This is a genomic window from Eubacterium barkeri, from assembly GCF_900107125.1.
Lineage (GTDB): Bacteria > Bacillota > Clostridia > Eubacteriales > Eubacteriaceae > Eubacterium_O > Eubacterium_O barkeri.
In genome coordinates this window covers 49,970-61,949 of sequence record NZ_FNOU01000001.1, presented here as the reverse complement: position 1 = coordinate 61,949, position 11,980 = coordinate 49,970, and the positions used below count along the sequence as shown (strand labels likewise).

The 11,980-nt window shown below is 53.4% G+C and carries 10 protein-coding genes; 8 read left to right on the top strand and 2 right to left on the bottom strand.

What is annotated here, in order from left to right; genetic code table 11:
• The first annotated feature begins 32 nt into the window (after positions 1-32).
• Positions 33-926 carry a fumarylacetoacetate hydrolase family protein gene (locus tag BLU30_RS00280; RefSeq protein ID WP_090242242.1) on the top strand — a complete coding sequence of 298 codons (894 nt, stop codon included), beginning with the start codon at positions 33-35 and terminating at the stop codon, positions 924-926.
• Between the two features lie 161 nt (positions 927-1,087).
• Here BLU30_RS00280 and BLU30_RS00275 read toward each other — a convergent pair whose 3' ends face one another.
• The gene (locus BLU30_RS00275; protein ID WP_090242240.1) at positions 1,088-4,654 is read right to left on the bottom strand and encodes a hypothetical protein; all 3,567 of its coding nucleotides are present in this window, start codon (positions 4,652-4,654) and stop codon (positions 1,088-1,090) included.
• Between the two features lie 135 nt (positions 4,655-4,789).
• On the opposite strand from BLU30_RS00275, the gene BLU30_RS00270 reads away from it, so the two are divergent.
• The 7 genes from BLU30_RS00270 (at position 4,790) to BLU30_RS00245 (ending at position 10,573) form a co-directional block, all read left to right on the top strand.
• On the top strand, positions 4,790-5,713 hold the full coding sequence (locus BLU30_RS00270) for a LysR family transcriptional regulator (RefSeq protein ID WP_090242239.1): 924 nt from the start codon (positions 4,790-4,792) through the stop codon (positions 5,711-5,713).
• Between the two features lie 110 nt (positions 5,714-5,823).
• Positions 5,824-6,372: a hypothetical protein gene (locus BLU30_RS00265; protein ID WP_090242237.1), complete on the top strand. Its 549-nt coding sequence runs from the start codon at positions 5,824-5,826 to the stop codon at positions 6,370-6,372.
• 222 nt (positions 6,373-6,594) lie between these two features.
• Positions 6,595-7,413, top strand: a complete 819-nt coding sequence (locus BLU30_RS00260) for a S26 family signal peptidase (RefSeq protein WP_090242234.1) — start codon at positions 6,595-6,597, stop codon at positions 7,411-7,413.
• Positions 7,410-7,568 (top strand): hypothetical protein, encoded by a 159-nt coding sequence (locus tag BLU30_RS14135; RefSeq protein WP_176770763.1) that lies wholly within the window; start codon positions 7,410-7,412, stop codon positions 7,566-7,568. The genes BLU30_RS00260 and BLU30_RS14135 overlap by 4 nt, the downstream gene beginning before the upstream one ends.
• Positions 7,569-7,629: 61 nt before the next feature.
• Positions 7,630-8,085 (top strand): zinc ribbon domain-containing protein, encoded by a 456-nt coding sequence (locus BLU30_RS00255; protein ID WP_090242232.1) that lies wholly within the window; start codon positions 7,630-7,632, stop codon positions 8,083-8,085.
• Between the two features lie 123 nt (positions 8,086-8,208).
• Positions 8,209-8,499, top strand: coding sequence for a helix-hairpin-helix domain-containing protein (locus BLU30_RS00250; protein ID WP_242873459.1), 291 nt, complete (start codon positions 8,209-8,211; stop codon positions 8,497-8,499).
• Positions 8,500-8,632: 133 nt separating this feature from the next.
• The gene (locus BLU30_RS00245) at positions 8,633-10,573 is read left to right on the top strand and encodes a GGDEF domain-containing phosphodiesterase (RefSeq protein ID WP_090242230.1); all 1,941 of its coding nucleotides are present in this window, start codon (positions 8,633-8,635) and stop codon (positions 10,571-10,573) included.
• A 25-nt stretch (positions 10,574-10,598) separates the two neighbouring features.
• Here BLU30_RS00245 and aroE read toward each other — a convergent pair whose 3' ends face one another.
• Positions 10,599-11,972 (bottom strand): shikimate dehydrogenase, encoded by a 1,374-nt coding sequence (gene aroE / locus BLU30_RS14655; RefSeq protein WP_176770762.1) that lies wholly within the window; start codon positions 11,970-11,972, stop codon positions 10,599-10,601.
• Between the last annotated feature and the right edge of the window lie 8 nt (positions 11,973-11,980).

Sequence of the window (11,980 nt, the reverse complement as noted above, 5' to 3'; positions counted from 1 at the left end):
ATACTATCAAAACCAGAATCGGAGGATATGCCATGTATTACGTTACTTATCAATACGCATCTTTTTCAGAAGCCGGCATCCTGACTTCGGACCAAAAACGCGTGGTCCCCGTCACCACCATCGGCAAGGTCATGGGGCTGAAGCTTCCCGAAAAAATGATCGACTTCATCACCCTGGCCGATGATGACCTCATTGCAGAAATTGAAGCGGCCATGCTCCAAAACCCAGACATGGGTATCCGCCGGGATAAAATACGCCTCCTGGCCCCCATCCCAAAGCCCCCCCGCAACATCTTTTGCCTGGGTAAAAATTACGCTGAGCATGCCGCAGAGATTAAAAATGTCCCCGGGCTTTCCGGTGCCCCTGCTGCCCCCATCTATTTCTCCAAGCTCTCCTCCTCAGTGATCGGGCCGGATATGCCGATTCTGTCCCACGCCAATATGACGAAACAGGTGGACTACGAAGCCGAGCTGGCCGTCATCATTGGAAAAAAGGGGGCCGACATCCCCAAGGAAAAGGTTGAAGACTATATTTTTGGCTATACCATCGCCAACGACATCACCGCCCGGGACCTCCAGCGGAAGCACTCCCAATGGTATAAAGGAAAATCCCTGGACACTTTCTGCCCCATGGGTCCGGCCATCGTCCACAAAAACGCCATGCCCCTGCCCTTGGATTTAGGGATCCGGTGCTTTGTCAATGACGAGCTGCGCCAGGAATCCAACACCAGCAAAATGATCTTCGATATTCCCTATATCGTCAATAACCTCTCCCAGGGGGTCACCCTTTATCCCGGGGATATTATTTTAACCGGGACCCCCGCCGGGGTAGGCGTCGCCCAGGACCCGCCAGTATTCTTACAGCACGGCGATGTGGTAAAAGCCGAAATTCAGGGCATTGGCACCCTGAAGAATACTATTCGATAAATTCCTGTAGAAAAGCTGAATAACAAAGCGGATAAAGCCAAACTAAAGGTTTATCCCTTATCATCAATCAAGAGATGTATATCTCCCCTTTTTCTTTTCATTCCTAATTTTTTGCAAAAAGCGCCTGGTCTCCCCCAGGCGCTTTTTGTATGCTTTTTCGTCTATTTCTGCAATAACCGACGGCCCAACAGCACTGCTATACCAAGGATGACCAGAACCCCAAAATAGATTTCAGCCGTTCCCTTCTGTACTGGTGTATAGCCTGTCCCGGGGTTTTGTGCCTTCAGCTTTGAAGGGGTATCCATGGTGTTACTGCCAATGCTGATTCCCGGCTCCTCTGGCCTTGGTTTTTCCGTAACGCCCCCCAGATTCAACGCCTTGAAGCTGTGCCACTCATCCTGGTGCATCACACAGGGACCCAGGGAAAAGGTTGGCGGATAAGAGGTGGAACTCCCTGTCTGGTTGTAATAAAAGTCCCAATGTGCAATGGATAAAACCACATCCTTTGCCTCACCTTCGCCTTTAAGCAGACGCGCCCGTTTCAAATGCCCCATTCCCTGGTCAAAAAGCACATTAAAATGGGTGGGCGTCCCACTCAGCCAGGTCCCCTCCGGCAAAAATTTCTTCAGAGCGATGCGCTGGGTGCCTTCGCTTCCCTCTACCTCCAAAATCAAATCATCGGCCAGCACCCGCTGATTCTCCAGTGCCAGGGTCACCCCAAAGCTATTCACCGGTTCATCCCCTAAGAAGATGGGGTAACTGACGCCCTTAAGGGGCAGCCACTGGTTCATTTGCCTGTTAGCGGTGGTTTGGGGGAACCCGCCAATGGTCTTCTTCAAAGACATCAGGTAGTATTCGGTGAGCTTAGCCCCATCACTTTGATCCCGGTCCTGGCGTTTAAGCCACAGAATCTCCGGAGCATTCAGAGCATTCCCCAGGTTCAGGTAATAACTCCCCTGGTTATCCTGATAACACCCGGACAAATCCATCCAGGGGATATCTTCCGTCAAAGGAGCCTGATTCCTGTCAGCCAGGGCGGCCTGCAGCCCGCTCATGACCGATGGGCTGAAATTGCCCCAAAGGGATAAACGGACTACCCGATCATCCATATGGAAGGTATTTTGCTCCTCATCACTGGCCGACAGCTCCCGATAACAATCGAAGCGTCCATTTTCATCCCCCACGCCATAGGGCGATCCCATGGCCACCCGCAGCGACTGAGGGTACGGACCATAGCTATCCGTAAAGGTCTCAATTTCCAGGGTTCCCAAGGTTCCCAAATTGACATCGGACAGATCCCCATCTTCCAGGACCATCACCTCCGGATCATCCCCCGAGGCAATAGAACAATCCGCCTCAAAACGCCGTTCGCCCCCTGTACCTGTGACGATCAGGGTGAGGGGCTGTGTATACTCGGAGTCCTCATCCCAATCCTCACTGCTGCCGCCATGGGTAAAGGTAATGTAATAGGGCACCCCATTGGTGTACCGGCAATCCGGCATCATCTGAATATCCCCGCTAATCTGGTTATACCCCAGGGTCAGGGTGCAGTTTGAAATCTTGTGATAAGCCTGGCTGCTGCGTTCCTTCGTGAAATAATTCATGCCAATATCCGATGCCTTGGCGCTCCCGGCCACCGCCGTTACCGTCGTATCCTCCATGGCCAGATGACCCCCGGCATATATGCCGGCACAGTCCCCGCTGCCCCGGGCAGACAGCATGATCCCCGCAATCTTTAAGGTACCAAAGCCATTTTGAATGCCCGGAGCTTCCCCTGCGGCCTGTACCGTCAGCTGCCCGGGGCTGCCATCTGCATTCCCACTTAAAATGGTCAGCATCTCCTGGTTACTGGTGTTCTCCACTTGAATCCCCGGACGGCTTTTGGTCCCGCCGCCTGCGGTCAGCGTCACCTGCCCTGCCACCGTCAGGGATTGCGATCCCCCCTTCGCCTTGAGTACCGGCACATTATCCCGTCCGGTAATCTCCAGATTCTTCAGGGTCACCTCAGCCCCCGTCCCCATTTCCAAGGACAGCCCCGTAAAGGACCGGGGTACCTCCCCGCCATCTAAAACAACCTTCCCCTCGAGATGGAGGGTTTTCCCCTGGAAATCCGTCTGGGTCATCTGTGATAAATCCACCGTAAGGGTGCGCCCAAAGGGTAAGCCCAGCGCCGGTTCCTCCCCTGGAAAATCATCCAGAGACTTGGGCACAAAATCCAAATCCGTCACGGGGCCGTCCCCGCCCTTTTCCAGAACCAGCAGCAGCCGGGCGGCATGCCAGGGGGTGGCCTCAGCCGCCCCGCCGAAGTTATAGCTCTCCGATGCCCGGATATAATTGGCAATGTAGCTTTGGTCCACCACATCCACACCCAGTTCATTATAGGTCACCTGGTTGGCATCAAAGACCTTCTGGCGGCCATTCTTCGTTTTGGTATCCGTATACATAATGGGGCCGGGCAGGTTTTCCACACAATCTGAGGTAAGCAACGCCTGGCAGTCGGACAAATCTGTCAGCCCGCCATTATCCACCAGCCAATCCAAAAACCGCGCCCCCTTCTTCTGACCCCAAGCGGCCTCAGCCAAGGGATACAAATCCCCCTGGGAATCAATGAGCTTAAACTGACCGGTAACATCCTGGGCCGGATAATTTTCATTATGACAATAGGTATGCTCATAGGGGTAGCGCCCCGAGAGATGCCGGACGGTATAGGTGTAAAGCTCCGATAGGGTATCCGCCCCCTGGGCAATGAAATACGTCTTCCTGTTGGCATTAAGAATAACCCCATAGCCCGCCACCGTTTTGCCCTGTCCCCGATCCGGATTATACAGGGTCATGCTCTGATGGATGGCCTCGGGATCTGCCAGCTCTGTCAGCTTACTGGCCTCAACCTCAGCATTAATGGCTGTAATCACCGCATTATACCGGGACAGGTACAGATTGTCATAGTACGGATCCTCCTTCAGGGCCGATTGATAATGGTAATACTCACTGGATAAAAACAAAAGTTGCTGGCGTACCCCCACCGTATACTGATACAGACTGTACATGGGTGTCCGGATCTGATGCTCAAAGGGATACCCCTCGCGCAGCACCCGCTCCCCCGCCGCCCAAAGGGTATCCGTACTCTGGGAATTACTCATAAGGGCGTTAATCCGGCTGATTTTAGCATCCAGATTGGCGCGCTCCGCCTTAGCCGCCCAATCCGCCGCATGGGCCTTATTCTGCTCCGGTGTGGACGCCTCCGCACTGTTGAGGACCGTCTGATAATCCCCATACAGTGTCTGGACTTCATTATCGATGGTCTTTACCTCATTCATCATCTGGGAGTAGCTTTGCAGATCCACCTTTCCGGCAACCTGGTCCATGGCCGACTTCAGCTCCCGATCCTGTGCCGCAATTTGGCTTTTCATCTCCGTCAGCGTCGTCTGGATGCCATCAATCTTATGCATCAACTCTTCGTTGAACTTCTGATTCTGGAAATCCCCCATGATCCCCGCATACACATTAATGGGATCGGAAATCTTTTTAAACACATCCCCATAGCTTGTATTGCTCAGCACCGAACCGGCAATCTCCGTCAGCTGGGCCACACTCAGCCCCTCCAGCGATACAGCATCCTCCCCAGTCCCACTCTCCTGTGCGCATACCATTGGCGTGCCCATCACAACCAGCACACACAACGTAACAGACAGTACCGCCGTCCAAATGCCTTTACATCTCCATTTCATCACAGTTCTCCTTTTAAAAATACTCCTGTACTTTTTATTAATCATACTCCTTTTTAATCTTTTATGCAATATCCATTTTTCTTTCCCATCCAGCCACTTTTCTGATATAATTAAAGAAAACTTAAGGAATCCTTTATGAAGCTAACCACCCTCCGCTACTTTGTGGCCGTCGCCGATACCCAAAGCATCCGAAAGGCTGCTGCCGAACTGTACAACTCCCAGCCCAACCTCTCCCGGGCCATCCACAGTCTGGAAGAAGAACTGGGTGCCCAGCTCTTTATCCGAAGCCCCCAGGGCATGCTCCTGACCCAGGCCGGCCAGGATGTCTATTACTACGCCCGTTCCATCGTGAACCAGGCCGATACCCTGTCCAAGCTTCAGCTGGAATCTGCCACCCCCATCCAGAAATCCCTGCGCATGGCCATCTCCGGCCTGCTTTTTCCCGATAGCCTCATCGCCGATGCCGTCAACAGCATGACCGCCCAACATATCACTCTGGCCCTGGAAGAAACCAGCACCGAAACCCTCCTCGACCGCCTGGCTGAAGGCCAGATTGACGTCGGTCTTTTCCTCCTGCACCGCGGCATTGAAACCGCCGTCCACCGGGGACTCGAGCTCCGGGAACTCATCTGCTATCCCATTGCCAGTGCCGCCATCGCCGTCCACTTCAACAACGGCGACCCCCTGGCCCAGACCGACACCATCGACCCCGGCAGCCTCTCCGACCACCGACTCCTCCGTACCCCCCCGGACTACTACGACTACCTCTCCTGGGGTCCCCTCATCGAAACCTACGGCTTCCCCCGGTTCTCCCAGACCCTCACCATCAGCCACTACCACAGCATCGTCCGCTTCCTGCGGACCCCCGGCACCCTCCTTCTGGGCAACACCCTCCAGGCCCGGGAATTCGCCAAAGCCGGCATCCTTACCCGCCCCATCACCGGCACCGCCGATGAACTCACCCTCGTCAGCGTCCACTCCCGCCGCCTCCAGGCCATCCCCCCGGAAGCCCAGACCCTACGGGATGCCGTCATCGCCTATTACCACCAAACCCCGTGATACCCAAAAAGCATGATTCCCACCCCCACACCCGGTAATCGCTTTTTCCACCCCATGCTGATATAATAATCCTTAATCAAACGATTCTAAACAAGAGGAGGAATAGATTGATGAAGGGAACAAAATTTTTATCAAGTAAAGCGATCCTAGGGATCGTCACCGCATTGGCGGTGGTTGTCACAGTGGCGGGGAGTTTTGCGGCTTGGGATGTGTTAAGTGATAAAGGAAGTGCAACCGTAACCTATCGTTCACCGGTCACAGTTACTGCCTCGACATTTACTGCATCAATTCCCAAAGTTGCAACAGTGTCTGATCTAAATGAAACTACGGGTCCAACGATTACTACCGGCGATGCGAAATTTGTTGTCTCAGACAATGAAACAGGAATTACCACATCCAACAGCCAATTGAAATTAGATATAACTGTAAAAGAGGGTGAAAGTAATTTAACCAGTAATTTTGATTTTACTGTTAGCAAGGGTGAACAACCTCTAGGTACTGTCACATCAGGGAGTGTAACTGATTCGAGCATTACTCTCGGCGAGTCGGGTAACTCTTATGTGATTACTGCAACTCCAAAGTCTACGGCTGATAGCGCTACTCTTGCTGGTAAAACTTTAACCCTAGAAGCAACTGCTACTTTAATAGCAAAATCATGATTTATCATCTTTATTGATAATAGTCCTTAATTTCAGCCATCCTCGGATGGCTTTTTTCAAACCAACTAGGCGGTATTTCCGACTCCCAGGCTGTCCGTGGCTGGTGTCTTGTCCACGCGATTTTGAGACGAACAGGCACAGCCTGTCCGTCGAGCATGAGCGGGACAAGACACCAGCAGCGGACAGCCGCCCCCATTTCCGCACCCTAGTAGAGAGGTACCCATGACCGACAAAACCACCTTTCAAAAAATCAAATCTTGCCTCACCCTGCTGCTCATCCTGATCATTGGGGGCTATACGGCCCTGTCCCTGACCGTCCCGGAACAGCTGGCCCAGGTCATCGGCTACCGCCCCTATATCATCATGACCGACAGCATGAAGGACACCCTGCCCCCGGGCACCCTGGTCATCGACCGCACCATCACCATTGAAAACTTCCATACCCTGAAGCCCGATGACATCATCACCTTTAAAGTCGACGACCTCCGGGCCAATGAAATCTTCACCCACTATTATAAAGAGCTCCAATCCACCCAGGACGGCCTGTGGGTGCGCACCCAGTCCGAAATCCTGGACCGCTACGACGACTACAGCACCACCCCCTCCGATGTCCTGGGCACCGTCGTCCTGGCCATCCCCTGGATCGGCCGCTTCATCCTCTTCTGGCGCAGCCCCTTCGGCCTTATAGAACTGGGTATCCTTGGCATCATCTGGGTCATCAACACCCTCATCTGGCGCCGTCTGGACGCCGCCGAGCACTTCAGCCAAAAGGGCCTTAATCTGGCCAAACCCCTGCGCCTGGACGATATCCACCTCCGGGGCGGTGAACTCCGGGGGGTGCTCCTTAATCCCAACCCCCAGGCCTGCACCGGCGCCACCATGGCGGTCCAGGTGTGGTACTCTGGGGATAAAACCCAGTGCCTGCGCCAGCCCATGCCCGAAATCCCCCCAAAAGGGCGCCTTAAATGGCACTGGCCCTTTGAAAAATCCGGCAATATTGTTAATTACACCGTTACGATTACGAAGGAGGACAAACCATGAAACGCTTTCGGTTAAACACAGCCCTATTGCTCATTCTGTTAGGTCTCTTTCTGGGCCTCTGCGGCTTCTCCATCACCAGTACCTACTGCGCCTGGGATCAGCTCACCGCCACCGCCACAGGGACCTTTACCTTTCCGGCGGAAACCACCCCATAAACTTAATGCTTTTATCCCCTGACCGGTGTATAATAGGGAAAAGAATGAGGAGGTAACGACAATGAGCGATTTATTCAGCGAAGGATTGGACAACCTGATGAAAGGCCTGTCCAACCTGTTCCCCAAGGACGATCCCACCATAAAATTTTTAACGGCCCGGGGAACCGTTGTGGAATTAAAAAAACGAACCGATGCCCTCTACGCCGAAATTGGCAAGATGGCCCTGGCCCGGGATGGGGACACCGCCTATGGGGACACCGCCCTCCAGCTGCGGGAGCTTTTGGATCAAATGGCTGAAGCCCAGGCCATCATCGATGCGGCCAAGGGTCAGAACGGCCAGAGCTTTAAAGACATGTTCGAAGCCCAGACCTGCCCGGTCTGCGGACAGGAAAATCCACCCGATAGTCAATATTGCAGCAGCTGCGGTGCCAAGCTGGGGGATCAGACCTGTCCGGAATGCGGACACACCAATCCGCCAGGAACCAACTTTTGTGGGAAATGTGGTGCAAAATTATAAAAACTTGTGAAAATTTTTTGTGTTTTTTCATGTTTTTATAAAATAACAGTAGCTTTTTGGTTACAATGATGTTACTATTTGTGGATATTAACTGATAAACCATGGAGGAACGAAGGATATAAAATGGGTACAATGACGACACTCCGGCAGCGCATGAGCCGGATGAAGAGTGATTTGCACAAGATTCCGGAAATCGGCGAAGAAGTCGAGGGATCGCTAATCCGCTTGGGGTTCCGAACGCTGAAATCCCTGCAGGGTGTAAACCCAGAGACCATTTATGAAAAAGAATGCCTGACCCGAGGGCGCTGTATGGACCGGAGCCGACTGTACAAATACCGCTGTGCGGTGTACTATGCCAATACCGAAAAACCGGACCCGGAAAAACTGCACTGGCTGTATTGGAAGGATCAATAATCATCAATGAGGGACGTGCCCCACAGGACGTCTCTTTTTTTATGGTTGAAGCTTATTTATGTTCTTTTTTTCTGAAAACCATGTTATACTGAATTAAGATTTATCTAAGATTAGAGAAGGAGCATCTTTCGTTATGGTTTGGAACCTTGTGGGTGAGTGGCTTTCCCTCACCATGATCTGCATTATCATTTTATACTCCCGCCGAAGTCATTATACTTTCTCCCTAAGGGACCAAATTTTCAATCTCAGTCTGTGGGTAATTTTTGTCTCCATCTTCTGCACTCTATCCTCCACCTACATGCTCTACAACTACCAAAACCTGCCCCTTTGGCTAGTTTCTGGTACCACCACCTTATATTTTGCGGTAACGCCCCTCATCGCCATTGTCTATTTTTATTATACGGCCGCCGTACTCTGTTATGACCAAAAAGCCAAGGCCATCCACCCCCTGTGGTATTTCTGCTGCTTCCCTTATCTGCTTTACCTGGCCATGGTGCTGACCAACCCCTGGCACGGCCTGATTTACCAGGTCACACCCGGTGTGGGGTACACTCAGGGAAGCGCCATCGCCATTACTTATCTGGTTTTTTACGTCTACTGTCTAGGGTGCCTGATTTTGACCATCGCCTTGCGGCGTCGGGTGGAACGCCGGGTCATGGCCATCCTTCTGGTCTTTCCCGTCATCGCCTTTATTTTTGTTTTTCTCCAGAAATTCTTTCCCCATGTCATTCTGACTGGCAGTGCTTCTATGATTTCTGCGCTCATTTTGTACCTTTACCTCCAGAGCACCCGGCTATCCATCGACCCACTGACGGGGCTGCTGAACCGCAGCGTCTTTTTAAAGGACGCCACCGCCGTCATCCAGGCCAATCGTCCCGCCTGCGCCGTGGTGGTCTCCCTCAACGAGTTTAAAAATGTCAACGCCCACTTCGGACAACAAACGGGGGATGCCCTGCTGTGTCAACTGGCACTCTTCCTGAAAGCCACCCTGGGGGATATCCCTGTTTACCGCACAAGCGGAGATCGTTTTACCTTTATGCTGACCGGTACCGACCTTCCAAGGACAGAGGACCTCCTCACCCAGATCCATGACCGTTTCGATCAGGCCTGGCAGATGGACATGGTCGAACTCCGGACCTCTGCCGCCATCGCCGTTGCCGATATCGCCTATGCAGAGGGTTCCCTGGATACGGCCATCCGCGGGATGGAGTATGCCCTGGCGGAGTGTAAGAAAAATCCGGAGATGCTGTACTGCCGGTATGAGCCCCAGCTTCGGGCTGCGGAAAACCGCCGGGAAGCGGTGAAGGCGGCACTAAAAAAAGCCCTCGTTTCCGATGGCTTTGAGCTTTTGTACCAGCCTATCTGGTCGGTTGAAGACCAGCGTTTTACCCAGGCAGAAGCCCTGCTGCGGTTGAAGCAGAAGGAGATCCCCCATTTGTATCCCGATGAATTCATCCCCGTGGCCGAGGAAACGGGTTTGATTGTCGAGATTACCTATCATATCCTGAAAAAAGTCTGCGATTTCTTTCAAATTATGGATGCCCGCAGCGATACCCTTGTACCTCTAGACCGTATTTCGGTGAATTTCTCCTTCCTCCAGTTTCTCCAGCCGGATTTAAAGGAACGCATCCTCGATATTTTGGCCCAGGGGAACGTGTCGCCTTCCCGCATTAAAATTGAGCTGACCGAGCGCATTCTCATTGAAAGCACCGATCTCATCACCCGCTTCATGGAGGATATTTCCTCCGAGGGCATCGGCTTCGCCCTGGACGATTTTGGGGTAGGGTACTCCAACACCGAAGCCCTGCTCAGCCTTCCCTTCGATGCCATCAAGCTGGATAAAGGGCTGGTGTGGACGGTGATGGGCAATCCGGACAGTGAACACTTTCTCCGGCATTTGGTCCATGGCTTCCTGGCCCTGGACCGCCATGTGGTGGCTGAGGGGGTGGAAACCCAGGAGCAGCTGGATTACATCGTACAATGCGGCTGCAATCTGATCCAGGGATACTTTTTCAGTAAGCCCCTGGAAGAGAATACCTTTCTGGACTTTTTACAGGCGTCCAGCAGAGCTTAGACCTTTATGGGTTTAGCCCGGAGCCCTATAAGGCAGTCCGGGCTAAAATTTCCTGCCCAATTGCTTTAAGGGACCGGCCGTCCGTAGTCACCGCCACATCAGCTGCTGCCTGGTAGTACGCCCGGCGTGCATCCATGAGTCCAGCGATGCCTTCCAGGTGCATGCGTCCAGCCAGCAGCGGGCGGTCCGCCCTGCCCTTCACCCGTTCATACACCGTCTGAGGCGTGGCGGTAAGCTGGACAACGATGCCGTTTTTTTTCATCAGGTCAATATTGACTGGGTTCAGGACGATGCCGCCGCCACAGGAGATAATCTGCCCCGATGTCTTCCCCAGTTTTTCCAACAGCCGGGTTTCCAGATCTCTGAAATAAGGTTCTCCCTTTTCTGAAAAAATATCCCCAATGGACAGGCCGGCCTCCGTGCTGATGGCCTCATCCGTATCCACCAGGGGCCTTTCGGTTTTTTCTGCCAGCCATTTTGAGACGGCGGACTTTCCGGTTCCCATGAAGCCCACCAAATAGATATTCGGGGTAAAGAACTGATCCATCACCTCGTAAGCCGGCATTTCCTGGCCGGTGTAGAGCCTGAAGGCCGCCGCTCCCTGCCACAGCAGCATCCCCATCCCACCGATAACCTGGCTCACACCAGCGGCTGCCGCCATGGCCATGAACCGTGTTTGTCGGGGATTATAAACGATGTCTGCCACCACCAGGTTTTCATGGAAAAGGGCCGCATCGGTAATGGGGGTGGTTTCCACAGCCGGCGCCATTCCCAGGGGGGTGGCATTAACCAGCACATCGGCCGATGCCATAGTTTCTGCCAAAATCCCGGTGTCCTCCAAATCAGCCAGAGTCAGGGTACAGGTCGGGCAATGGGCCGACAGAGCCTGAATGACCCTCTGGTTTTCTGTGAAGGATGCCCCTCGGCGGCTTAATACCGTCACCCGTCGGGCACCGTCCAGGGCACATTGTACCTGGATGGCGGTTCCGGCTCCGCCGGCTCCCAGAATAGCGATGTGCTTTCCTGAAATGGCTACGCCATGCTCCGCCAGATTTCGCACGAAGCCCTCTCCATCGGTGATATGCCCGGTAAGCACCCCGTCATCATTGACGATGGTGTTACAGGCCCCGATGATTCGAGCCGCCGGGGACAAGGCATCCATGTAGGGCACCACTGCCCGTTTATCGGGCATGGTGACGTTCATCCCCCGCATTTTAAGGGTTCGCATGGCGGCGATGGCATCCCCGACCTTGTCTTCCGGAATGTCGAAGGCCAGATAGGCGGCGTTGATGCCCAGCCGGGCAAAGCTGTAGTTGTACATGGCTGGAGAGCCGGAATGCCCCACCGGAGAGCCCATGAGCCCCAAGAGCACAGTCTTTCCATCTAAATGCTGTTCCATGCCCGCCT

Bases quoted from the DNA above. Each gene is read 5' to 3' on its own strand.
- BLU30_RS00280 (WP_090242242.1), top strand. From the start codon at position 33: ATGTATTACGTTACTTATCAATACGCATCTTTTTCAGAAGCCGGCATC.
- BLU30_RS00275 (WP_090242240.1), bottom strand. From the start codon at position 4,654: ATGAAATGGAGATGTAAAGGCATTTGGACGGCGGTACTGTCTGTTACG.
- BLU30_RS00270 (WP_090242239.1), top strand. From the start codon at position 4,790: ATGAAGCTAACCACCCTCCGCTACTTTGTGGCCGTCGCCGATACCCAA.
- BLU30_RS00265 (WP_090242237.1), top strand. From the start codon at position 5,824: ATGAAGGGAACAAAATTTTTATCAAGTAAAGCGATCCTAGGGATCGTC.
- BLU30_RS00260 (WP_090242234.1), top strand. From the start codon at position 6,595: ATGACCGACAAAACCACCTTTCAAAAAATCAAATCTTGCCTCACCCTG.
- BLU30_RS14135 (WP_176770763.1), top strand. From the start codon at position 7,410: ATGAAACGCTTTCGGTTAAACACAGCCCTATTGCTCATTCTGTTAGGT.
- BLU30_RS00255 (WP_090242232.1), top strand. From the start codon at position 7,630: ATGAGCGATTTATTCAGCGAAGGATTGGACAACCTGATGAAAGGCCTG.
- BLU30_RS00250 (WP_242873459.1), top strand. From the start codon at position 8,209: ATGGGTACAATGACGACACTCCGGCAGCGCATGAGCCGGATGAAGAGT.
- BLU30_RS00245 (WP_090242230.1), top strand. From the start codon at position 8,633: ATGGTTTGGAACCTTGTGGGTGAGTGGCTTTCCCTCACCATGATCTGC.
- aroE (WP_176770762.1), bottom strand. From the start codon at position 11,972: ATGGAACAGCATTTAGATGGAAAGACTGTGCTCTTGGGGCTCATGGGC.